18 protein-coding genes are annotated in these 22,516 nt (G+C 72.9%); 6 read left to right on the top strand and 12 right to left on the bottom strand.

Annotation, left to right across the window (positions count from 1 at the left end; translation table 11 throughout):
* Positions 1–251 precede the first annotated feature (251 nt).
* Positions 252–2,309 carry a bifunctional glycosyltransferase 87/phosphatase PAP2 family protein gene (locus ACIODU_RS22780; protein ID WP_401769765.1) on the top strand — a complete coding sequence of 686 codons (2,058 nt, stop codon included), beginning with the start codon at positions 252–254 and terminating at the stop codon, positions 2,307–2,309.
* A 47-nt stretch (positions 2,310–2,356) separates the two neighbouring features.
* Here ACIODU_RS22780 and ACIODU_RS22775 read toward each other — a convergent pair whose 3' ends face one another.
* A complete protein-coding gene (locus ACIODU_RS22775) occupies positions 2,357–3,793 on the bottom strand; it encodes a prenyltransferase/squalene oxidase repeat-containing protein (protein ID WP_401769673.1) in 1,437 nt (478 codons plus the stop codon).
* A 484-nt stretch (positions 3,794–4,277) separates the two neighbouring features.
* Between ACIODU_RS22775 and ACIODU_RS22770 the strand changes: the two genes are divergently transcribed.
* A complete protein-coding gene (locus ACIODU_RS22770) occupies positions 4,278–6,692 on the top strand; it encodes an endonuclease/exonuclease/phosphatase family protein (protein ID WP_401769764.1) in 2,415 nt (804 codons plus the stop codon).
* A 496-nt stretch (positions 6,693–7,188) separates the two neighbouring features.
* Here ACIODU_RS22770 and ACIODU_RS22765 read toward each other — a convergent pair whose 3' ends face one another.
* Positions 7,189–7,626: a carboxymuconolactone decarboxylase family protein gene (locus ACIODU_RS22765; RefSeq protein WP_356422640.1), complete on the bottom strand. Its 438-nt coding sequence runs from the start codon at positions 7,624–7,626 to the stop codon at positions 7,189–7,191.
* Between the two features lie 360 nt (positions 7,627–7,986).
* On the opposite strand from ACIODU_RS22765, the gene ACIODU_RS22760 reads away from it, so the two are divergent.
* From ACIODU_RS22760 to ACIODU_RS22750, 3 genes are read left to right on the top strand one after another with little or no spacing between them, the layout of a single operon-like run.
* On the top strand, positions 7,987–9,330 hold the full coding sequence (locus ACIODU_RS22760; protein WP_401769672.1) for a glycosyltransferase family 4 protein: 1,344 nt from the start codon (positions 7,987–7,989) through the stop codon (positions 9,328–9,330).
* Between the two features lie 58 nt (positions 9,331–9,388).
* The gene (locus ACIODU_RS22755; RefSeq protein WP_401769671.1) at positions 9,389–10,138 is read left to right on the top strand and encodes a class I SAM-dependent methyltransferase; all 750 of its coding nucleotides are present in this window, start codon (positions 9,389–9,391) and stop codon (positions 10,136–10,138) included.
* Between the two features lie 2 nt (positions 10,139–10,140).
* Positions 10,141–11,229 carry a prenyltransferase/squalene oxidase repeat-containing protein gene (locus ACIODU_RS22750; protein WP_401769763.1) on the top strand — a complete coding sequence of 363 codons (1,089 nt, stop codon included), beginning with the start codon at positions 10,141–10,143 and terminating at the stop codon, positions 11,227–11,229.
* A gap of 86 nt (positions 11,230–11,315) precedes the next feature.
* On the opposite strand, the gene ACIODU_RS22745 is transcribed toward ACIODU_RS22750, so the two are convergent.
* The 5 genes from ACIODU_RS22745 to ACIODU_RS22725 all read right to left on the bottom strand — a co-directional run bounded on the left by ACIODU_RS22745 (position 11,316) and on the right by ACIODU_RS22725 (position 16,365).
* On the bottom strand, positions 11,316–11,609 hold the full coding sequence (locus ACIODU_RS22745) for a hypothetical protein (RefSeq protein WP_356422651.1): 294 nt from the start codon (positions 11,607–11,609) through the stop codon (positions 11,316–11,318).
* A 132-nt stretch (positions 11,610–11,741) separates the two neighbouring features.
* Complete coding sequence (locus ACIODU_RS22740; protein WP_401769670.1) at positions 11,742–12,644, bottom strand: hypothetical protein; 903 nt, start codon at positions 12,642–12,644, stop codon at positions 11,742–11,744.
* Between the two features lie 182 nt (positions 12,645–12,826).
* Entirely contained in the window at positions 12,827–13,759 is a 933-nt protein-coding gene (locus tag ACIODU_RS22735) for an N-acetylmuramoyl-L-alanine amidase (protein ID WP_401769669.1), read from the bottom strand.
* 23 nt (positions 13,760–13,782) lie between these two features.
* A complete protein-coding gene (locus tag ACIODU_RS22730) occupies positions 13,783–14,442 on the bottom strand; it encodes a class I SAM-dependent methyltransferase (RefSeq protein WP_401769668.1) in 660 nt (219 codons plus the stop codon).
* 150 nt (positions 14,443–14,592) lie between these two features.
* A complete protein-coding gene (locus tag ACIODU_RS22725; RefSeq protein ID WP_401769667.1) occupies positions 14,593–16,365 on the bottom strand; it encodes an MFS transporter in 1,773 nt (590 codons plus the stop codon).
* Positions 16,366–16,617: 252 nt separating this feature from the next.
* Here ACIODU_RS22725 and ACIODU_RS22720 point away from each other — a divergent pair, with 252 nt between their 5' ends.
* Positions 16,618–18,057: an MFS transporter gene (locus tag ACIODU_RS22720; protein WP_401769666.1), complete on the top strand. Its 1,440-nt coding sequence runs from the start codon at positions 16,618–16,620 to the stop codon at positions 18,055–18,057.
* A 13-nt stretch (positions 18,058–18,070) separates the two neighbouring features.
* Here ACIODU_RS22720 and ACIODU_RS22715 read toward each other — a convergent pair whose 3' ends face one another.
* The 5 genes from ACIODU_RS22715 to ACIODU_RS22695 form a co-directional block, all read right to left on the bottom strand.
* Complete coding sequence (locus ACIODU_RS22715) at positions 18,071–18,703, bottom strand: response regulator (RefSeq protein ID WP_401769762.1); 633 nt, start codon at positions 18,701–18,703, stop codon at positions 18,071–18,073.
* Positions 18,704–18,766: 63 nt separating this feature from the next.
* Positions 18,767–20,215 (bottom strand): sensor histidine kinase, encoded by a 1,449-nt coding sequence (locus ACIODU_RS22710; protein WP_401769665.1) that lies wholly within the window; start codon positions 20,213–20,215, stop codon positions 18,767–18,769.
* Positions 20,212–20,940: an ABC transporter permease gene (locus tag ACIODU_RS22705; RefSeq protein ID WP_401769664.1), complete on the bottom strand. Its 729-nt coding sequence runs from the start codon at positions 20,938–20,940 to the stop codon at positions 20,212–20,214. The genes ACIODU_RS22710 and ACIODU_RS22705 overlap by 4 nt, the downstream gene beginning before the upstream one ends.
* Positions 20,940–21,953: an ATP-binding cassette domain-containing protein gene (locus tag ACIODU_RS22700; RefSeq protein ID WP_401769663.1), complete on the bottom strand. Its 1,014-nt coding sequence runs from the start codon at positions 21,951–21,953 to the stop codon at positions 20,940–20,942. Before ACIODU_RS22700 ends, ACIODU_RS22705 begins: the two co-directional genes overlap by 1 nt.
* 220 nt (positions 21,954–22,173) lie before the next feature.
* Positions 22,174–22,353: a hypothetical protein gene (locus ACIODU_RS22695; RefSeq protein ID WP_356422671.1), complete on the bottom strand. Its 180-nt coding sequence runs from the start codon at positions 22,351–22,353 to the stop codon at positions 22,174–22,176.
* Positions 22,354–22,516 lie beyond the last annotated feature (163 nt).

Genomic DNA, 22,516 nt, shown 5'->3' with positions numbered 1-22,516 from the left:
GGTTCGGGCCGGAGCGCGCCGGGGTGCAGGATTCCCTTCTGGAGTGATCCCGGTCCGGCCGGGCCCGTCTCCGCCGACGTGCATGCCGACGACATGGGCATCGAGACAAAACAGGGATGACAGTCAGGCGAAGAGGGGGTTGCCTGAGTCTTCCCGGAAGGGTGGTGCGAGGCTCTATGCCCCAGGGATGGCGTTTTCGGACGGAGGGTCGGCGCGGCGTGGCGAATGCGGAGCACAGCGTGAACGGCGGCATGGCGGCGGGCTCGGCGGGGGCGAGGCTCGGCACCGTACGCGTCGTGCTCTGGCTCGTGGCCGCCGTGCTGGCGGTGAGACAGGCGGCGGTGGTCCTGAGACGGCCGCCCGGTGAACGGCTGACCGACCTGGAGACCTGGGTCGGCGACAACGGCGTCCTGCACGTGACGGGTTCGCTGTACGACACCAAGGCCTTCACCGGCACCCCGTTCTCCGGTCTGGTGCTCAAGCCGCTGACCCGCGCGGCGCAGGAGAGCCTGGGAATCGCCTGGACGTTCGGCACGCTGCTGCTCGTCGTCGCGCTCGGCCTCGTCGTCGCCCGCGCCCTGCCCGGCCGCGCCTCGCGCCGCAGGGTTCTGCTGGCCGCGCCGCTGGCGATCAGTCTGCTCATGCTGTCCCTGCCCGTGCGCAACAGTTTCAGTCTCGGCCAGACCAGCATCCTTCCCGTGCTGCTCGTCCTGCTCGGCTGCTTCGTCGTACGCGGCGAGCGGGGCTCCGGGATCCTCATCGGTGTCGGAGCCGCCCTCCAGCCGGCCGTGCTGCTGTTCGCGCCGCTGCTCTGGTTCACCGGCCGCAAGAAGGCCGCCGTCACGTCGGTGTCGACCTTCGCGCTCTTCACGGCCCTGGCCTGGGCCGCCATGCCGGCCGACTCCCGGACGTACTGGATACACCATGTGGGCGGCGTGGGACTCGGCGAGCGCGCCGACAGCCTCGCCAACCAGTCCCTGCACGGCGCGCTCCTGCGCGCGGGCCTCGAAGGGCCCCTGGAGATCGTCCTCTTCCTCCTCCTGGCCGCCGGTGTCGTCTTCCTGGGCCTGCGGCGCGCGGTGCGCTACGCCCGCGACGGACAACTGCTGCTCGCCGTCGCGCTGACGGGCTGTGTGGCCGTCGCGGTCTCCCCGACCGCGTGGCAGCACCAGCTGCTGTGGGTGCTGCTGGCCGTGGTCGGCCGGGTCGGCAAGAAGGCCAGGGACCGGCTGGTGTGGCCGGCGGTGGTGGTCCTGGTGATGACCCTGCCGGGGAAGATGCTGCTGCCGAACATGGCGGTGCTCCATCCGGTACGGGACAACGTGCTGCTCGTCGCGGCGCTCGCGGCGGCGTGCGGGGTGCCCTTCCTGTCCCGTACGTCTCCGTACTTCTACCGGCCCGTGCCGACCGAGTACGCGCGGCCCGTGCCGTCGCGCTGGAGCCGTATCCCCTTCGCGCCGTTCTGGCGGCGGGTCGTCAGCCGCCCGAACCTGCTGCTCGAACTGCTGGTCATCCGGGTCGGCTACTCGGTGTACGCGAAGATCCGGCTCGCCGCGGCCGGGGGGCGGGCGGAGGCCGAGGAGCACGGCCGGCAGGTCCACTCCGTCGAGCAGGCGCTCGGCATCGACATCGAGCACTGGGCCAACCGCGCGACGGTGCGGGCCGGGTGGGCCGAGGACTTCTTCAACTTCTACTACTCGACCTTCCACTTCATCGTGCCGCTCACGATCCTCGGCATCCTGTACGTGCGCCGCCCCGCGCAGTACCGCTGGGCGCGCTCCGCCCTCGGATTCGCGACGATCCTCGCGCTGGTCGGCTTCTGGTTCTACCCGCTGGCCCCGCCGCGGCTGATGCCGGGCATGGGCTTCATCGACACCGTGCACGGCCCGCAGGACCTCGCGAGCCCCGACTACGGCGCGCTGACACAGCTCACCAACCAGTACGCCGCGATGCCGTCGCTGCACTTCGGCTGGTCGCTGTGGTGCGGGCTGATCATCCTGATCCTGGCCCCGAAGTGGATGAAGCCGCTGGGGCTGCTGCATCCGCTGTTCACGGTCTCCGCGATCGTCGGCACCGCGAACCACTGGGTGCTGGACGCGGTGGGCGGCGCGACGGTGGTCGGTGTCGGGTTCGGGCTGACGTATCTGCTGTCGGGCCGGCGCGAGCTGCTGCCGAAGGCGGCCTCGCCGGTGAAGCCGGACCCGTTCCCGGCGGGGAAGCCGGCGAGGCCGGCCGGGACGGCGGGCGGGATCGTGGGTACGGGAGGGACGGCGGATACGGCCGACTCGGCGCGCGAACCGTCGTCCTGACGCCTGACGCCTGACGCGCCTTACCCCTGACGCCTGAGACCAACCGCTCAGAGCTGCTGGTGCTGTCCCGCCCTGCCGCGGTTGCTCAGCAGATAGCCGATCGCGACCCCCGCCGCCAGGCCGATGCCGATGACCCACAGGATGCCGAAGCCGGTGCCGCCGAGGCCGCCGCTCTGGATCTCGGCCACCGGCTGGGCGGTGATGCTCGGTACGGGGGTGGGCGCGGGACCGGTGGCGTTCAGGAGTTTTACCAGGTTGAGGCCGCCGAAGTTCCTCGGGTCCGTGCCCGTCGTGTGGGCGGCGAAGATCAGCTGGGCGTAGGCGGCCGGACCGTTCTCGGCGGCCCAGGGGCCGGCGTTCTTCTTGAGCCACTCCAGGGCGCCCGCCGCCTGGTTCGCGTAACCGGACGAGGCCAGGGCGGCGACCGCGTCGGCGGTGCTCCCCGGGTCGGCCAGCGGGGTGCTGTCCGACGTGCCCGGCAGCGGGGGCCGGTCGAGGTGGCCGGTCCTGGCCAGCGCGGACGCGAGGTAGGCGGCGCCGTTGCGCGCCGCGCGTTCCGGGGTGAGGCCGGACGTGCCCCGGCAGACCGGCGCGGGGCCCGCCTTCACCGGCGCGACCACCATGCGCTTGCCGACCCCGGCGAGCACGGCCGCGGCCGTGGCGTCGTTGTCGGCGACCAGCTGCTCCGTACCGGTACCGGCGCCCCGCTGGTAGGCGAATCCGCCCGTACGGCCCGTCCCCTTGCCGCACGGCAGCGCGAGGCCGAGCAGGGCGTCGTAGGCGTGGTGGTCCTCCGACGAGCGGAACGAGCTGGGCCGGATGCCGGTGGCGCTCAGGGCGCCGATCACCAGCGAGGTGGAGTTCGCGTCGCTGGGGCCGCCGGGCCGGTGGCCCCAGCCGCCGTCCGGGTTCTGCACGCTCCGCAGCCAGTTCAGGGCGCTGAGCATGACGGGCCGCTGGCCGCCGAGGGTGGAGAGCGCCTGCACCGCCGCCGCCGTGGCGTTGGGGTCGGTGACCGTGTCCGCGTCGCACGGGGCGGTGGGATCGGCGCGGTACGTGGGGAACGCGCCGCTCGCGCACTGCTGGCCCTTCAACCACAGGATGGCGCTGTTGGCGGGGCGCTGGCCGGCCGCGTACTGCCCCAGCATCGCCAGCGACTGGCGCCACACCCCGTCCCGCGTCGGGTCCGCCGTGCCGTACAGGCCGGGCGGCAGCGCGGCGCGCCTGGGCGCGGTCAGGCCGGCGGGCGTGGCGGGCGTCGAGGTGGAGGACGTGGTCGGGGAGGTGCCCGCGGGAGGGGACGCGGGGGCCGGGGAGGAGGGGGCCGGCGTGGAGGGGTTCGCGGACGAGGGGGCCGGTGTCGACGAGGGCGCGTCCGGGGACGGGGCCCGTACATCGCCGCCCGCGACGGCCGTCTGAGCGAGAGTCACGCACAGCACGGCGGATGCGGCGAGTACGGCCGCACTGCGGCGAACGGTGGTCATGGCGGGCTGGGCCTCTCCTGCGGGAGCCGGGCTCAGGCACACTCAGGCACCAGGCTCCGGCCCCGTAAACCTCGACGATGCCGTCCACCGGCGGTTTCCGGTGGCGCGAGCCGGTCACGACCGTAGGCGGGACATTCCGGCTACCGCCGGTATTGCCCCGGCTTCTCCCCGTACGGACAGATGACGACTCGCACACTGTACCGGCCCCGGCCCAACTCCCCCCGAGCGGAGGGGCCTCCCGGCGCGGTCCCGTGGAGCGGTTCGCACCCCGCGCGGGCGCGGCGGATCAGGCGGGTCCGCCACGGACGCGCCCCGTCGCCCCACCCGACAACCAGGTTAAATCCGGCGAACACTCGGGAAACACTTGGCCTTTGGGCGCAAAGGGGGCTTGTTGGGACCGTATCTACGCGCGTATCTTGAGCCGACTTTCGGCCTTCTCACAGCAGAGAAAGGGCTCCTCGTGCCCTCATCCATACCCCCGGCCCTGCGCGGCAGGCGGGCCAGACTGGTCGCCCTGACGGTCCCCGTCGGCCTGGTCGGCTCGCTCATCGCGCTCCCGTTCACCGCCGAGGCGAGCCCTTCACCGGACGCCGTGATCGCCGAGGTGTTCGGCGGCGGCGGGAACAGCGGCGCCAGCCTGACCCACGACTTCATCGAGCTGGGCAACGCCGGCGACGGTCCCTTCGACCTGACCGGCTGGTCCGTCCAGTACCTCAGCGGCGCGCCGAGCCCCACCTCCAAGTGGCAGGCCACCCCGCTGACCGGGGCCGTCCCCGCCGGTGGCAGCTACCTGATCCAGGAGGCCAAGGGCACCGGCGGCGACACCGCCCTGCCCGCCCCCGACGCGACCGGCACGATCCCGCTGTCCGCGACGAGCGGCACGGTCGCCCTGGTGCACTCCACCACTCCGCTGACCTGCCTGACCGCCGCCGACTGCGCGGCCGACGCCGGCATCAAGGACCTCGTGGGCTTCGGTACGGCGACCGTACGGGAGACCTCCCCGGTCACCGGCGCCGGCAACACCACCTCGGTCAGCAGGAACGCCACGCTGACCGACACGGACGACAACGCGGCAGACCTGACCGCGACCACCCCGGCCCCCCGTAACAGCACGGGCACCGGCGGCGGTGGCGAGCCCACCCCGACGCCGACCCCCGAGCCCACCAACACCACCCCGGGCGACCTCCGGATCCACGACATCCAGGGCGCCACCCGGATCTCCCCGCAGTCCGGGGCGAGCGTCGGCAACGTCCCCGGTGTGGTCACCGCCGTGCGCGCCACCGGCTCGTCGCGCGGCTTCTGGTTCCAGGACCCGCAGCCCGACCACGACGCGGCGACCAGCGAGGCCGTCTTCGTCTTCACCGGCTCCGTCACCCCGCAGGTGAAGCCCGGTGACTCGGTCCTGGTCAGCGGCAAGGTCAGCGAGTACTACCCGGGCGGCGCGGCCGCCGGCGGCCAGTCCGTCACCGAGCTGACCGCCGCCACGACCGTCGTCCTCTCCTCGGGCAACCCGCTGCCCGCCGCCGAGGTCATCGGCTCGCGCACCGTGCCCGAGCGGTACGCCCCGGACGCGAAGGGCGGCAACATCGAGCCGCTCACCCTGCTTCCCCGGACGTACGCGCTGGACTGGCTGGAGTCCCGCGAGGGCATGCTCGTCCGGGTCGGCGACAGCCGCGTCGTGGGCGCGTCCAACCAGTACGGCGAGACCTGGATCACCACCAAGCCCCGCCAGAACCCGACCGAGCGCGGCGGCACGCTGTACGGCGCGTACGACCAGCAGAACTCGGGCCGCCTGCTCGTCGCCTCGCTGACCGGCGCCACCGTCACGGCCAACGTCGGGGACACGCTCAAGGGCGTCACCTCGGGGCCGCTCGACTACGGCAGCTTCGGCGGGTACTCCCTCCAGGCGACCACGCTCGGCACGCTGAAGTCCGGCGGGCTCCGCCCGGAGGTCGCGAAGAAGGCGAAGTCCGACGAGCTGGCCGTGGCCACGTACAACGTCGAGAACCTCGACCCGAGCGACCCGCAGGCCAAGTTCGACCGGCTGGCCGAGGGCATCGTCAAGAACCTCGCGACGCCCGACATCGTCAGCCTGGAGGAGATCCAGGACGACAACGGCGCGACGGACGACGGGACGCTCAGCGCGGACAAGACGCTCGCGCAGTTCACGGCGGCGATCCGGGCCGCGGGCGGTCCCGCGTACTCCTGGCGCTCCGTCGACCCGCAGGACAAGACGGACGGCGGGGAGCCCGGCGGCAACATCCGCAACGTCTTCCTCTTCAACCCCAAGCGCGTCGGCTTCGTCGACCACCCGGGCGGCGACGCGACGACGGCCGTGAAGGTCGTCCCGGCGGGCAAGCACGGCAAGGACATCACGCTGTCGGTGTCGCCGGGCCGGATCAACCCGACGTCGGACGCGTGGAAGAGCAGCCGGAAGCCGCTGGTCGGGGAGTTCACCTTCCGCGGCGACCAGTACTTCGTCATCGGCAACCACTTCAACTCCAAGGGCGGGGACCAGCCGACGTACGGCCGTTTCCAGCCGCCGGTGCTCAGCTCGGAGACGCAGCGCCTGGCCCAGGCGAAGGAGGTCAACACCTTCGTGTCCGGCCTGCTGGCGAAGGACCGCAAGGCGAAGGTGGTCGTCCTCGGCGACCTGAACGACTTCCCGTTCTCGCCGCCGGTCGAGGCGCTGACGCGGGGGCGGGTGCTGACGGATCTGATGTCGACGCTGCCTCGTGACGAGCGGTACAGCTATGTGTACGACGGCAACTCGCAGACGCTGGACCACATTCTGGTGAGTCCGGGTGTGCGGAAGCTTTCGTACGACGTGGTGCACGTGAACGCGGAGTTCGCGGACCAGGCGAGCGACCACGACCCCCAGGTGGTCCGCATCGGCTGACGCCCCCCCGGTACCGGGCCCGCCCCACGCTGTCCTCAAGCGCCGGACGGGCTCGGTCTCGGCGTCTGCCCGGCGTTCGGTTGCGCTTACGGATGTCCTCAAGCGCCGGACGGGCTAGTTTTGGCCTCCGCCCGGTGCACGGGTGCGGGTTACGGATGTCCTCAAGCGCCGGACGGGCTTAAAGACCCGGGGCGGGCCGGGGTTGTTTTTTGACGCGGGCCTGGAAGGGGGACGGGCAGGGGTCGTGTCCGGAACGTAAAGCGTGTTTTGTGTCGCATGGCGATCGTCGATCAATACGACCGGTCGCACGCGACGTAAAACATGCAGTGCAGGACACGACCCCTGCCCGGCCCCCGGCAACGACCCGCGCCGGAAAATGCGGCCCGCAGCGGGCAAAATCAAGCCCGTCCGGCGATTGAGGACAAGCAGGAAGCCGCGCCCCCCACCTGGGCGCAGGCGCCCGTCCGGCGCGAGGACAAAAGCGCGACCGCGGCGCCTACGCGGAAGGCACCGGAAGCACCCCCCTCGCCGCAAAGACCCGCTTCGCGGCAAACGTCGCGTTCAGCGCCCGCGGCATCCCGCAATACACCGCCGCGTGCAACAACGCCTCCACGATCTCCTCCGGCGTCAGCCCCACATTCAGCGCCGCGTTGACGTGCACGTCAAGTTGGGGTTCACAACCCCCCAGCGCCGTCAGGATGCCGAGCGTGACCAGTTGACGGTCGCGCGGCGCCAGCCCGGGGCGGTCGTAGATTTCGCCGAAGGCCCAGGCGACGACCTGGTGGCCCAGCTCCGGGGACACGTCGGCGAGGGAGTCGATCACCTTCCGGCCGCTCTCGCCGTCGACCCTCCCGAGCACGTCCATGCCCCGGTCGAACCGGTCCTGACGGGTCTCGGCGGGCTCACTCTCGCCGCCGGTGTGGTCGGTGGTCATACGCCCTCCGGATACGGTCTGCCGGCACGTCGACGTGCGCGCCGGTCCAGCACGAACCGTAGAACTTCGAGCGCGCTCCAGGTCAAGCACGACGCCGAGGCACGGCACCGAGGCACGGCACCGAGGCACGACGCCGAGGCGCGACCCCAAGGCACGACACCGAGGCGCGACCCCAAGGCACGACCCCAAGGCACGGCACCAAGCACGACCCCAAGGCACAACACCAAGCACGACCCGCCCGCCCGCGCGAGCACCGTGGTGCGAATCACCCGATCCGGCCACTCCACCCCCGCTACTTGCCGGTAGATTCGGACCCTGCGGACGATCACGTCCGCAAGCGCAGTGAGAAGGGGGCCGAGTGTGACCGCTGAGGCCATCGCGGCGGACACCGGGGCCGCAGCGTCCGACAGAAAAAGCGGCCCCCTGCGGATCGCCCTGCTCAGTTACAAGGGCAACCCCTTCTGCGGCGGCCAGGGCGTCTACGTCCGCCACCTCTCCCGCGAACTCGCCCTCCTCGGGCACACCGTCGAGGTGATCGGCGCCCAGCCCTACCCCGTCCTCGACGCCGGGGTGACCCTCACCGAGCTGCCCAGCCTCGACCTGTACCGGCAGCCCGACCCGTTCCGTACGCCGAGGCGCGACGAGTTCCGGGACTGGGTCGACGCCTTGGAGGTCGCCACCATGTGGACCGGTGGGTTTCCCGAGCCGCTCACCTTCTCGCTCCGGGCCCGGCGCCATCTCCTCGCCCGCCGGGGCGAGTTCGACGTCGTCCACGACAACCAGACCCTGGGATACGGGCTCTTGGGCGACCTGGGCGCGCCGCTCGTCACGACCGTCCACCACCCCATCACCGTGGACCGGCGGTTGGACCTGGCCGCGGCGGCGAGCTGGCAGCGCCGGGCCTCCGTACGCCGCTGGTACGGCTTCACGCGCATGCAGAAGCGGGTCGCGCGCCGGCTGCCGTCCGTCGTGACCGTGTCCGGTTCGTCCAAGCAGGAGATAGGCGACGACCTCGGGGTGCGGGCCGACCGTATCCACGTGGTCCCCATCGGCGCGGACGCGCAGTTGTTCTCGCCCGACCCCTCCGTGCCCGAGATCCCGGGCCGCATCGTCACCACCTCCAGCGCCGACGTCCCGCTCAAGGGCCTCGTGCACCTGGTCGAGGCACTGGCCAAGCTCAGGACCGAACACCCCGCCGCCCACCTGGTCGTGGTCGGCCGCCGGGCCGAGGACGGTCCTGTCGCGCGGGCCCTGGAGCGGTACGGTCTCGAAGACGCCGTCGAGTTCGTCAAGGGCATCTCCGACGCCGAACTCGTCGACCTGGTCCGGGGCGCCCAGATCGCCTGCGTACCGTCCCTGTACGAGGGTTTCTCCCTGCCGGCCGCCGAGGCCATGGCCACCGGCACCCCGCTCGTCGCCACCACCGGCGGCGCCATCCCCGAGGTCGCGGGCGCCGACGGCGAGACGTGCCTGGCCGTACCGCCCGGCGACGCGGGTGCGCTGGCCGCCGCGCTCGGACGGCTGCTGGAGGACCGGGAGTTGAGGGTACGGCTCGGCGCGGCGGGCCGGGAGCGGGTGCTGGCCCGGTTCACCTGGGCCAGGGCCGCGCAGGGCACCGCCGAGCTGTACCGCTCGGCGATCGCCGAGCGGCGCGACCGTACCCGCGGGGGAGCCGCCGCGGCGGCCGGGGGCGTCTCCCGCTGATGCCACGCCCGGACTCCCCCTGTCATCCCCCTCTTCCCGACCGCGAAAGCAGGACCCTGTGCTGACCGTGGACTTCACCCGTTTCCCGCTCGCCCCGGGCGACCGCGTGCTCGACCTGGGGTGCGGCGCGGGCCGGCACGCCTTCGAGTGCTACCGGCGCGGCGCCCGGGTCGTGGCGCTCGACCGGAACGGCGAGGAGATCCGCGAGGTCGCCAAGTGGTTCGCCGCGATGAAGCAGGAGGGGGAGGCGCCGGAGGGCGCCACCGCCACCGCCATGGAGGGCGACGCGCTCCACCTGCCTTTCCCCGACGGGTCGTTCGACGTGGTCATCATCTCCGAGGTGATGGAGCACATACCCGACGACAAGGGCGTCCTCGCGGAGATGGTCCGGGTCCTGCGCCCCGGCGGCCGGATCGCCGTGACCGTGCCGAGGTACGGCCCCGAGAAGGTGTGCTGGGCGCTGTCCGACGCGTACCACGAGGTCGAGGGCGGGCACATCCGCATCTACAAGGCCGACGAACTCCTCGGCAAGATGCGGGAGTCGGGGCTCAGGCCGTACGGCACCCACCACGCGCACGCGCTCCACGCGCCGTACTGGTGGCTCAAGTGCGCCTTCGGCGTGGACAACGACAAGGCGCTGCCCGTCCGCGCGTACCACCAGCTGCTCGTCTGGGACATCATGAAGAAGCCCTTCGCCACCCGGTTCACCGAGCGGCTCCTCAACCCCGTGGTCGGCAAGAGCTTCGTGGCCTACGCGACCAAGCCGCACCTGCCCGTGTCCGCCCTGTCCGCGACGGACGCCGCGTGACCCTGCCCGGAGCCGGACCCGGCCGTACGGAACACCTCGTCCTGCCCGGAGTCCTCACCGACGAGCAGGCCGCCGAGACCGTCGCCGGAATCCTCGCCGTCCAGCGGCCCGACGGGTCGATCCCGTGGTTCCGGGGCCACCACCTCGACCCCTGGGACCACGTCGAGGCGGCCATGGCGCTGGACGCGGCGGGTGAACCCGAGGCGGCGGGCCGGGCCTACGCGTGGCTGGCGGCCCACCAGAACGAGGACGGGTCCTGGTACGCGGCCTACGCCGACACCGACGGGACCGGACGGACGGGGGGTCACGACGACCTGAGCCGCGAGACCAACTTCTGCGCCTACGCGGCCGTCGGCGTCTGGCACCACTACCTCGCCACCGGCGACGACGGCTTCCTCGACGGCATGTGGCCCGTCGTGCACGCGGCTGTCGAGTTCGTCCTGGCGCTCCAGCAGCCGGGCGGCGAGATCGGCTGGAAGCGCGAGGCCGACGGCACGCCCGTCAACGACGCCCTGCTGACCGGCAGTTCGTCCGTCTACCAGGCGTTGCGCTGCGCGCTCGCGATCGCCGGGGAACGCGAGGAGCCGCAGCCGGACTGGGAGTTGGCGGCCGGGGCGCTCGGGCACGCGATCCGCGAGCACCCGGAGCGTTTCCTCGACAAGAGCCGCTACTCGATGGACTGGTACTACCCGGTCCTCGGCGGCGCGATGACCGGGACGCGGGCCAAGGCCCGGATCGAGGACGGCTGGGACCGCTTCGTCGTCCCGGGCCTGGGGGTGCGCTGTGTCCTGCCCAACCCGTGGGTGACCGGCGGCGAGAGCTGTGAACTCGCCCTGGCGCTCTGGGTGGTGGGGGAGTCCGACCGGGCGCTGGAGATCCTCCAGTCGATCCAGCACCTGCGGGCCGGGGACGGCATGTACTGGACGGGGTACGTCTTCGAGGGCAACCGCGCCGTCTGGCCCGAGGAACGGACCACCTGGACGGCGGGGGCGCTGCTGCTCGCGGCGGCCGCGCTCGGTGGGGACGAGGCGACCACCGCGGTGTTCAGCGGCGAACGGCTGCCGTCCGGACTGGAACCGGACTGCTGCTGAACCGGACTGCCGCTGAACCGGCGTGGGTAATAAGAAGCCACTTGTGGGACATGTGGCGGCCGGTGGGCGCCGGCCGGGGTGCCGGGTCAGTGGCGGCGCAGCCGGCTGGCCAGCCCGTGGCCGATGAACAGGTAGACGACGGCGGCAAGACCGTAGCCACACACGACGCGGGCCCATGCCTCGTCGAAGGTGAACAGGTCGTAGGACCAGCCGGCCAGCCAGCGTGCCGCGTCCTGGATGAAGTTGACCAGTTCGTTGGCACGGTTGGCGTCCAGCAGGTACATCAGGATCCAGAGGCCCAGGATGAAGGCCATGATGTCCGCGATGACGATGATGATCGTCGCCGCGGAGCCGCTTCCACTGCGCGTCGTTGAGGACATGTCGAACGTGTTGCCGATTGTTCGGGGGTGAAACCCGCGGGACCGCCCCGGAAACCCCCGTACACACGGGTGGCCCCCCGCCCTGACCGGGCGAGGGGCCACACACGTACAAACAGGCTCGGACCGGACTGGTCAGCCGCGCTGGATGCCGCTGGTGTCCTGGAGGACGCCACGGCGGCCGTCCTGCGTCTGGGCCACCAGGCCCGGACCGCGCTGTTCCACCGCGAGGTACCAGGTGCCGGGCGCCAGTTCGGCGATCGGGCTCGGCGAACCGTCCTCCCCGTAGAGGGGCCGGGCCACCGGGACCGCGAACCAGAACGGCGCGAAGTCACCCGCGCCGGGACCGGCCGCGCCGCCCTGCGCCGGGGACTGCTGGCCCTGCGGCCGGCCGCCCGCGGGCTGGCCCTGCGGCTGCCCGCCGAAGGGCTGGCCCGCCCCGGACTGGCCGGACTGCGCGCCGTACGGCTGGGACTGACCCGGCTGCGCGCCGTACGGCTGCTGGCCGCCCGGGTAGCCGTACCCCTGGCCGGGAGCACCCGGACCGCCGGGCTGTCCGGCGTACGGCTGCGGGGCCGGCGGCCTCGGGGCGCCGAGGAGCGGGGCCTTGAGCGGCGGTACGAGCGGGGTCGCCACCGCGGCGCCCGCCAGGAGCAGCGCCGCGATGAAACCGAGGATGAGCCCGGCCCCCGCGTCGACGCTGAACCCGTCGGGAAGGATCGCGGAACCCGCCGGGTCGAAGAGGGCGCCGAGCGCCGTCCACGCCGCGAACACCGTGAACGCGACGCCGAACGGGGCCAGTTCGATCCCCGCGACCTTGAGCGGCCGGGGCAGCGCGCGGGACACGACGATCAGGGCCGCGCCGATGAGGCCCGCCAGGTAGATCCCCAGGATCAGGACGCCGTTGTCCCAGGCGGTCGGCGCGTTGTCGCACCCACTGCCGTCGCAGCCGATCGTGTTGAGGAACGAGGCGATGAACAGCAACACCGCTGCTCCGATCACCACGCCGTCGCCTCGTGTGAGGGAGCGGAAGTTCACGTGAAAATCCTTCGTCAGTCGTCTCGTCGGGGCGGTCTCGTGGGCCGCCGTCAGGCGGTGCGCGGTGTGAAGCTCGGGGGCGGCTCCCCATCGTACGGATGAATCTATCGCCTGCCCGAGGGGGGCGTCCGCCCGGTGCCCGGACGCCCGGGGCCCGTTGGCGGCACCGGCCGAGACGCGGCTCAGCGCACCAGATAGCCGCTGATGCCCTCGGCGAGCCCGCGTGCCGCCTTCTGCCGCCACTCCGCGCTGGTGAGGAGGGCCGCGTCCTTCGGATCGCGCATGTTGCCGCACTCCACGAAGACCTTCGGCACGGTCGAGAGGTTGAGTCCGCCGAGATCCTTGCGTACGTCCAACCCCGTACCGTCACCGATGTAGTTGGAGGGAGCACTGCCCGTCACGGCCGCGAACCGGCCGGCGATGTGCTCGCCGAGATCGCGCGAGGGGCCGACGATGGGGGTGGTGTCCGCGCCGCCGCCCTTCACCAGGCCGGGCAGGATCACGTGGAAGCCGCGGTTGCCCACCGCCGAGCCGTCGGCGTGGACCGAGACGACCGCGTCGGCCTTCGCCCTGTTGCCGATCCGGGCGCGCTCGTCCACACACGGGCCGAACGGGCGGTCGTCGTCCTGGGTGAGGCTCACCGTCGCGCCCTCCTTCTTCAGGAGGTCGCGCAGCCGGTGCGACACGTCGAGCGTGAACCGGGCTTCGGCGTAACCGTCGTTGGTGGCGGTGCCGGTGGTGTCGCACTCCTTGCGGGTCGGGCCGATCTGCACCTGCTGGTTGATCTCGCTCGTGTGCAGGTGGTTACGGGTGTTGTGCCCCGGGTCGATGACGACGACCCTGCCCGTGAGCGGGCCGGAGCCGGAGCCGGGGGCGGGCGCGGTGGGTTCCGCATCACCGGGGACGCCGTCGTCCAGCAGGGTGCCGGAGCGGCCCGTGGGCGAGGCGCTGGAGGTCACCGCCGCGGCGTCGCCACCGTCGCTGCCGGATCCCCCCGCACCCTGCCAGACCAGCACGCCCACCACGGCGGCCGGCACCGCCACGGCGACCGTGAGGAGGAGAGGGTTCCGGCCGAAACGGCGGCGGGGGGCGGGCTGGCTCTCGTCGTACGACACGCCCGTGATCGTAGACCTCGGGCTCAGAGTCCCGCCGCCGTACGCCGTAGGACACGCAGCGAGTCCGTCACCGACACCTCGGTGAAGGCGCCGGAGGCCAGGGCACGCCGGTAGACGCGGTACGGGGCCTGCCCGCCGTCCGCCGGGTCGGGGAACACGTCGTGGATCACCAGCAGGCCGCCCTCGGCGAGGTGCGGGGCCCAGCCCTCGTAGTCACCGTTCGCGTGTGCGTCGGTGTGACCGCCGTCGACGAAGACCAGCCCGAGCGGCCGGCCCCACACCGCCGCCACCTGCGGGGAGCGGCCGACGACCGCGATCACGTGGTCCTCCAGGCCGGCGCGGTGGAGCGTACGGCGGAAGGTGGGCAGGGTGTCCATCAGACCGAGATCGGGGTCGACCACCGACGGGTCGTGGTACTCCCACCCCGGCTGCTGCTCCTCGCTGCCGCGGTGGTGGTCGACGGTGACGGCCACCGTGCCGGCCGCGCGGGCCGCGGCGGCCAGCAGGATCGCCGAACGCCCGCAGTACGTGCCGACCTCCAGCAGCGGCAGACCGAGCGCGCCCGCCCCGACCGCCGCCGCGTGGAGGGCGAGCCCTTCGTGGACGGGCATGAACCCCTTGGCGGACTCGAAGGCCGCGAGGACCTCCGGCTCCGGGGCGGTCGCCTGGGTCCCGGCGGGCATGGGCTCTCCTCGCGGTGGTGCGGTTGGTGCGGCGGGTACGGCTGGGTGTCGCTGATGCGGCTGGTGCGGTACGGACGGGGTGCGGGCGTCCATGGTGCCGTACGGTCCCGAACTCGCCGCCCGCACCCCGGCCCCGTACCCGCCCACGTCCTAGGACGGCACCCGCTCCTGCGCCCCCTCCGCCAGTACCAGGTCGACCTCCACCGGCACCCCGCCCCCGGGGTACACGGCCGGGCACGCGAACGGCGCGTACCCCGTGGCCGTCCCCGCGAGGACGAAGTGACCCTCGGCGGGCGGCAGCAGCGTGTAGCCGCCGTCCTCGTCCGCGACGGTCAGCCCCGCCTGCCGCCCGCCCCGGTCGATCAGGGTGACGTTCGCCCGCGCGACGGGAGCGCCGTACGCGTCCAGCACCCGCCCCCGGAAGCCGCCGGACCCGGCGACCAGCGTGGCGGACCCGAGCGGTTCGCCGCCGTCCGCCGCGTCCTTCGCCGCCCGGCGCCCCGCCGCCTGGGACGGCAGGAACGACGCCAGCACCAGCCCGCCGACCACCGCGCCCGTCGCGATGACGAACGAGATCCGGAAGCCGTGCAGGGTCGGCACCGCCGCCCCGCCCGCCTGGACGGACGTGTGCGCGAGGACCATCCCGATGACGGCGCTCGACAGGGACGTACCGACGGACCGCATCAGGGTGTTGAGCCCGTTGGCGGCGCCCGTCTCCGACGGGTCGACCGCGCCGATGATCAGCGCGGGCAGCGAGGAGTAGGCCAGTCCGATCCCGGCGCCCACGACGACGGAGATGACCACGGTCTGCCAGACGGCGCTCATCAGGCCGAGCCCGGCGCCGTACCCGACACCGATGACCAGCATGCCGAGCATCAGGGACACCTTGGGCCCGTACTGCGCGGAGATCCGGGCGTAGAGGGGAGCGGTCAGCATCATCGTCAGGCCGAGCGGCGCCACGCACAGGCCGGCTACGACCATGGACTGGCCGAGGCCGTATCCGTTGGACGTGGGCAGCTGGAGCAGTTGCGGCAGGACGAGCGTGATGGCGTAGAAGGCCACCCCGACCATGATCGAGGTGAGGTTGGTGAGCAGCACCTCACGGCGGGCCGTGGTGCGCAGGTCGACCAGCGGCGCGGCCACCCGCAGCTCCATCACGCCCCAGAGCAGCAGGATCACGGCGGCCAGCGCGAAGAGCCCGAGCGTGGTGCCGGAACCCCAGCCCCAGTCGCTGCCCTTGGTGATGGGCAGCAGCAGGGCGACCAGGCCGGCGGAGAGCCCGATCGCGCCGAGCCAGTCGAACGTGCCCTGGGCCCGTACCGACGACTCCGGTACGAGGAAGAGGGCCAGGCCCATCGACAGGACGCCGAGCCCGGCCGAGCCGAAGAACAGGGTGTGCCAGTCGGCGTTCTGGGCCACCACCGCGGCGGCGGGCAGGGCGAGTCCGCCGCCCACGCCGATGGAGGAGCTCATCAGCGCCATCGCCGAGCCGAGCTTCTCGCGCGGCAGCTCGTCGCGCATGATGCCGATGCCGAGCGGGATGGCGCCCATGGCGAAGCCCTGGAGGGCCCGGCCGGCGATCATCACGATGAGGTCGTCGGTGAAGCCGCAGACCAGCGAGCCGACGACCATGACGGCGAGGCTCGCGAGGAGCATGCGCCGCTTGCCGAAGAGATCGCCGAGGCGGCCCATGATCGGGGTGGAGATGGCACCGGCGAGGAGGGTGGCGGTCAGGACCCAGGTGGCGTTGGCCGGTGCCGTGTGCAGCAGGGTCGGCAGGTCCTTGATGACCGGGACGAGGAGTGTCTGCATCACCGCGACGGTGATGCCCGCGAAGGCGAGGACGGGGACGATGGCGCCGGTTCCGCGCTCCCGGGTGACCGGGGGAGTCCCGGCGAACTGATCGTGCGTCGTCTGCGGCATTCGGGCGGCCTCCGGCAGGGAAGAACGCGGGCATGGGTGTGCCGGCGAAGTGGATGCCCTGTGAACCTTCTCTCGGGCCCGGTTATTCCGGGCCGGCCCCCGGTGAGGTCCGGGTGGGGGAATTGCTGAGCAAATGCCCCTGAATGTCGCCCTCGTCGGGCGGGTGTTCCTGACGTGAGGTCAGCGCCCCCCGCGCGGTCCGGAGGTCGTCCGTCGAAATCCCGATGTACGGACCGCCGGGCGCCTGGGACCATGACCGCCATGCCCCGACCCTCAACGGACACCGACAGCGCCCCGACATCCGTCCGCACCCCCGCGTCCCCCCGCACCTGGCCGGTGGTCCTCGCCGCCTGCGCCGGCCAGTTCCTCGTCGTCCTCGACGTGTCCGTGGTCAATGTGGCGCTCCCCTCGATGCGCGCCGACCTGGGGCTGTCCGCCGCGGGTCTGCAATGGGTCCTCAACGCGTACGCGATCGCCTTCGCCGGGTTCATGCTGCTCGGCGGCCGGGCGGCGGACCTCTTCGGCCGCAAGCTGATGTTCCTGACCGGCCTCACGGTCTTCACCCTGGCCTCCCTCGCGGGCGGGCTGGCCCAGGAGGGCTGGCAACTGCTCGCCGCCCGCGCGGTGCAGGGGCTCGGCGCGGCCGTCCTGGCGCCCGCGACGCTGACGATCCTGACCGCCGCCGTGCCGTCGGGTGTCGCGCGGACCCGGGCGATAGGCACCTGGTCGGCCGTCGGCGCGGGCGGCGGGGCGGCCGGCGGACTGGTCGGCGGGGTCCTCACCGATCTGCTGTCCTGGCGCTGGGTGCTGCTGATCAACGTGCCGATCGGCGCGCTGGTCCTGGTCGGCGCCGTGGTGTGGCTGGCGGAGAGCCGTACGGAACAGCGCAGGCGGCTCGACCTGCCCGGCGCGGTCCTGGTGACGGCCGGCCTCGCCCTGGTCGCGTACGGGATCGTGCAGACCGAGGAGGAGGGGTGGGGCGCGGCGCCGACCCTGCTGCCGCTCGCCGCCGGGGCCCTGCTGCTCGGGCTGTTCGTGGGGGTGGAGGCGCGGACGAAGGCGCCGCTGATGCCGCTCGGGCTGTTCCGGGTACGGGCCGTGTCGGCGGCCAACACGGCGATGTTCGTCTGTGGCGCGGCCTCGTTCAGCACGTGGTTCTTCATGACGGTGTACATCCAGAACGTCCTCGGCTACACGCCCCTGGACGCCGGACTGGCCCTGATACCCAGCTCGTTGAGCATCGTCCTCGGCTCCAAGCTGGCGCCCCGGCTGATGGCCCGGATCGACGCGCGCGACCTGGCGGTGCTGGGGGCGCTGATCGCGGCGGCCGGGTTCGGCTGGCAGTCGACGATGACGGCCGACGGGACGTACCTCACCGTCGTCCTCGGCCCCGGCATCCTGATGATGGTGGGCATGGGCCTGGCCGCGACCCCGCTGGCGGCGCTGGCCACGGCGGGCGCCGCGCCGGGGGAGGCGGGCCTGGTCTCCGGCCTGATCAACACGTCGCGCACGATGGGCGGCGCGCTGGGTCTCGCCGTCCTGTCGACGGTGGCGGCGGCGCGGACGGCGGGCGGGACGACGCCGGAGGCGCTGACGGCGGGGTACGCGCTGGCGTTCAGGACGGGTACGGGGGTGCTGCTCGTGGGGGTGGTTCTGATGCTGGTGTGGCTGCCGAGGCGTACGGAGACGTAGACCGCTCGCTGTCTCAGAGCCAGCCCTGGCGGCGGGCCGCCCGTACCGCCTCCATGCGGTTGCGGGTGCTCGTCTTGCCGATGGCCGACGACAGGTAGTTCCGTACGGTCGACTCGGACAGATGCAGTTTCGCCGCGATGTCGGCGACGGTCGCGCCGTCGGCCGACGCGTTCAGCGCGTCCCGCTCGCGCGCGGTGAGCGGGCTGGGCCCGGCGCTCAGGGCGGCGGCGGCCAGCGCCGGATCGATGACGGTCTCGCCCGCGAGCACCCGGCGGACCGCGCCCGCCAGCTCCTCCACCGGGCCGTCCTTGACCAGGAAACCCGCCGCCCCCGCCTCCATGGCCCGGCGCAGATACCCGGGCCGGCCGAAGGTGGTCAGGATCAGTACGCGGCAGCCGGGCACCCGGTCCCGCAGCTCGGCGGCGGCGTCCAGGCCGCTGAGGCCGGGCAGTTCGATGTCGAGCAGGGCCACGTCGGGGTGTGCCGTGAGCGCGGCCTCCAGGATGGCGTCCCCGGTGGCCACCTGGGCGACGACCTCCATGTCCTCCTCCATCCCGAGCAGCAGCGCGAGGGCGCCGCGCATCATCCCCTGGTCCTCGGCGAGGAGGAGCCGTACCTTCGGGGCCGGGGTGTGGTCCTGCGGGATGTCCGTCACGGCCAACAGGGTAGGGCGAAGGCGGAGTCGACCCGCCTTCCGTGCCCGACTCCGTCAGCGGTCCCGGGACCGGGCGGCCGGTCCGCCGGGGGACGCGAGGCGTCCGCACGCCGTCTTCCGCCGGCCGCCGCGCCGGTCCGCGTCCCCTGCGGCCGGCCCTGACCCGGTCGGGGCGGTGGTTGTTGCCGAGGCGTCCACCGGGAGGACGGCCGTGACGCGAAACCCGCGCGCCGGGGCGTCCCGGGCGCCCGCGGGCCCGGTCTCCAGGAAGCCGCCGGCCGCCGCGAGGCGTTCGGTCAGGCCGCGGATGCCCGTACCACCGGGGGACGCCGGGCCGCCCTCCGGCCGCCCGAAGTCGAGGGCGGGGTCGGCGGCGAGGGGTCCCGCCCTGTCGGCGGCCGGGGGGCTCGCCCCGACGGTGGTCAGGGCTTCCGTCCCGTCGGAGGTGAGGGCTTCCGCCCCGTCGGTGGCCAGGGCTCCCGCCGTGTCGTCCGTCAGGGGGCCCACCCCGTCGTCCGTGATCTCCAGGCGGACCTGGTCCGCCGAGCCGTCGAGCGTGATCACGCAGTGGGTCGCGGAGCTGTGCCGTACCGCGTTGGTCACCGCCTCCCGTACCACCCACCCCAGCAGCGCCTCGGTCTGCGGCTCCAGCGGCGGGCCCGACAGCCGTACGAGCGGTTCGATCCCCGCCGCCGTCAGCGCGGAGCGCGCCCGGTCCAGGTCGGCGGAGAGGCTGCCCTCGCGGTAGCCGCTGACGGCCTCGCGGATCTCCGTCAGGGCCTGTCGGCCCACCGACTCGATGTCGGAGACCTGCGTCAGCGCCGCGTCCAGGTCGCGCGGCGCGAGCCGCCGCGCGGCCTCCGCCTTCACCACGATCACGGAGAGCGTGTGGCCCAGCAGGTCGTGCAGGTCGCGGGAGAACCGCAGCCGCTCCTGCTCCACCGCCGAGCGGGCCAACTCCTGCCGGGTGGCGCGCAGTTCGCTCACCGTCTCGGCGAGGGTGAGGATCGCGGCGGTCACCATCATCGAGATGAACGTGCCGTACGCGATGGTGATCGCGTCCCAGCCCTCGTAATAGGCCGAGACGACCGCCGCCGCCGCTGTCAGCGGGAAACCCACCACGCCGAGGAGCCGGCCGCGCAGCACACTCCCGCAGGCCAGGCCGAAGAGCGGGAAGAACATCAGCCAGTTGTCGCCGTACCCGGCGGCGAGGCCGAACGTCGGCACCGCCATCGCGCCGAGCAGCCACCAGGTGGTGGGCGTGTTCCGCCTGGACGGGACGAAGGAGCGGAACACCACCGAGATGTAGAGGGAGTTGAAGACCAGCAGCCCCGCGCCGGCGACCCAGGCGTTGGAGGTCTCTCCCCGGACGAGGTTGGAGAACGAGCCGAGGCCGAGCAGCAGCCAGGGCAGCAGGGTGTACCCGCTGGGCGGGCCGGGCCTGCCCTGATCGTGGCGCGGCTCGTCGGCGGCCCGGGCCGGCCGCGTGTGCGTCGGTGTCATGCTGTCCTCGCTGACCTGCGGTACGAGAGCACAGCGTACGAACCGAACACGGCCAGCCACCCGAGCAGCACCACGATCGTGACAGCGCCCGGGGCGTGGCCCGCCGTGGTGGACCAGCCCAGGTCGGCGAAACGGTTGGCCGGGGTGTACGCGGCGACCGACCGCAGCCAGTCAGGGAACGCGTCGATCGGGAACCAGAGCCCGCCGACCACGGCCAACAGCATCAGCGAGCCCATGCTCACCGCCCCCGTGGTCTGGGCCGTCAGGCGGTAGCCGTTGCCGATGCCGAGCAGCGTGAAGGGCAGCGCGCCCGCCCACAGCAGCACCACCAGCGCGGCCCACTGCCACGGGTCCAGGCGTACGCCGTTGACCAGACCGCCCGCCGCGAGCACGGCCAGCAGCGTGGGCAGGACGGTCACCGACGCGCTCATCGCCCGGCCGGTCACCACACCGCGCGGGGACATCGGCGTGACACGCAACTGCCGCAGCCAGCCCTGGGACTTGTCCTCGGCGATCCCCGTGCCGGTCGACACCGCCGCGCCGAGCGCGCCGTACGCCGCCATGCCGACCATCGAGGAGATCTTCCACTCCATGGCGGCCGCGTCGTTGTCCACCCCGATGTTGGTGAACAGCAGGTACATCAGGACGGGACCGCCGGTGCCGAATATCAGGAAGCCGGGATCGCGCAGGGTCCTGCGCACTTCGAGGGCGATGTAGGCGCGCATCACACGGTCTCCTTCGTGGGGTCGGGGTCGGCCGGAGCGCTGTCCGTCAGGGCGACAAAGGCCTCTTCGAGCGTGGCCGGGGTCACTTCGAGCCGGCGGATCCACCCCCGTCCGGCGAGGGCGACCACCGTCGCGTCCGAGTCGCGGGTACGGAGCAGGGCCCGGCCCGCGCGTACCCCGGCGGACACCACACCGGGCAACCGCCCCAGCTCGTCGGCGTGTTGAGAACCCCCGTCCACCAGGTCGAACGACACCAGGTGACCGCCGGCCGCGCTCCTGATCCGCTCGCCGGTCCCGTCCGCGACCACCCTGCCGTGGTCGATCACGACGATCCGGTCCGCGTTCCGGTCGGCCTCCTCCAGGTAGTGCGTGGAGAAGAGAACCGTGTTGCCCCGGTCGGCGTAGGCCCGCATGGAGTCCCAGAACGCCCGCCTGGCCTCCACGTCGAGAGCGGCGGTCGGCTCGTCCAGGACGATCAACTCGGGCCCTCCGGCCAGCGCGACGGCGAACCGTACCCGCTGCGCCTGGCCGCCCGACAGCTTGTCGACGCGGCGCCCCGCGAGGCCGGTGAGCCCGGCGAGGGCGAGCACCTCGTCCACCGGGAGAGGGCGGGGGAAGGTGCTCGCGACGAACGCCACCAACTCCCGTACGGTCACCCGGCGGATGGGCCGGCCGTCCTGGAGCATCGCCCCGACCCGCCCGGCGGCGACGGCCCGCGCGGGCGTCTCCCCGAAGAGCCGTACGGTCCCCGCGTTCGGCTCGTCCAGGCCGAGGAGCAGCGCGATGGCGGTGGACTTGCCCGCGCCGTTGCGGCCGAGGAGCGCGACGGTCTCGCCGCGCGGAATGGTGAGATCGGCCGCGTCGACGGCCCGTACCGTACCGAAGCTCTTGACCACGCCGCTGAAACTCACGGCGGGGGAGGGCGAGTCGGGGAGGGAAAGGGAAGGAGAGTGGGGGAGGGAGGGCGAGTCGGGCACGGTCCCCGGAGCCGCTCGGTCTGCTGTCCGCGTCATGGCCACGACGCTACGGAGCACGGGCACGGCCCCGGCAGAGGCGCATGTACGGACTCGGGCAGTACATATGTCACTGGGCGGGTCCGGCCCACGCACATGGCACTCGGCGGACCCGGCCACGCACATGGCACCCGGCGGACCCGGCGCACACCGGTCGCACACACGAAGGGGCCGCCGCTCACCGCTGCCGGTGTGCGACGGCCCCTGCCGGGACGCCCGTTCAGGCCGCCCTGCTGTTCTCCTCCGGGCGGCGGTGCCGCCCGTACGCCGGAGACGCCGAGTCCTCCGCCGGAGCCGCGCCCCCTCGGTGTTTTCCGATGCCGCCGTCGTCGCCCCGGTGGTCGTCCGCTCCGTGCGGGACCGGCCGTCCCTGGGTCGTGTCGGTTCGGGCTTCAGACATGTGGGAAGTCACCCCGTCGTGATCGCTGCTGGTCAGGTCGTTCCGCTGGTACGCGCAGGGACCGGCCGCCCCCGCACCGCCCCCGGCGGAGTCGTGGTCACTGTCCACACCACGCGGTCACTTTCCCCACCACGCGCGCACACCACGGTCACCGACCGTGTGC

The organism is Streptomyces sp. NPDC088261, from assembly GCF_044740805.1.
Lineage (GTDB): Bacteria > Actinomycetota > Actinomycetes > Streptomycetales > Streptomycetaceae > Streptomyces.
The sequence above is the reverse complement of the archived record's forward strand: the minus strand, read 5'-3'. Positions and strand labels throughout refer to the sequence as shown.

Excerpts from the sequence above, each read along its gene's own strand:
- ACIODU_RS22710 (WP_401769665.1), bottom strand. The coding sequence starts at position 20,215 with ATGACACCGACGCACACGCGGCCGGCCCGGGCCGCCGACGAGCCGCGC.
- ACIODU_RS22745 (WP_356422651.1), bottom strand. The coding sequence starts at position 11,609 with ATGTCCTCAACGACGCGCAGTGGAAGCGGCTCCGCGGCGACGATCATC.
- ACIODU_RS22725 (WP_401769667.1), bottom strand. The coding sequence starts at position 16,365 with ATGCCGCAGACGACGCACGATCAGTTCGCCGGGACTCCCCCGGTCACC.
- ACIODU_RS22775 (WP_401769673.1), bottom strand. The coding sequence starts at position 3,793 with ATGACCACCGTTCGCCGCAGTGCGGCCGTACTCGCCGCATCCGCCGTG.
- ACIODU_RS22780 (WP_401769765.1), top strand. The coding sequence starts at position 252 with ATGGCGGCGGGCTCGGCGGGGGCGAGGCTCGGCACCGTACGCGTCGTG.
- ACIODU_RS22730 (WP_401769668.1), bottom strand. The coding sequence starts at position 14,442 with ATGCCCGCCGGGACCCAGGCGACCGCCCCGGAGCCGGAGGTCCTCGCG.
- ACIODU_RS22765 (WP_356422640.1), bottom strand. The coding sequence starts at position 7,626 with ATGACCACCGACCACACCGGCGGCGAGAGTGAGCCCGCCGAGACCCGT.
- ACIODU_RS22700 (WP_401769663.1), bottom strand. The coding sequence starts at position 21,953 with ATGACGCGGACAGCAGACCGAGCGGCTCCGGGGACCGTGCCCGACTCG.
- ACIODU_RS22705 (WP_401769664.1), bottom strand. The coding sequence starts at position 20,940 with ATGCGCGCCTACATCGCCCTCGAAGTGCGCAGGACCCTGCGCGATCCC.
- ACIODU_RS22720 (WP_401769666.1), top strand. The coding sequence starts at position 16,618 with ATGACCGCCATGCCCCGACCCTCAACGGACACCGACAGCGCCCCGACA.
- ACIODU_RS22695 (WP_356422671.1), bottom strand. The coding sequence starts at position 22,353 with ATGTCTGAAGCCCGAACCGACACGACCCAGGGACGGCCGGTCCCGCAC.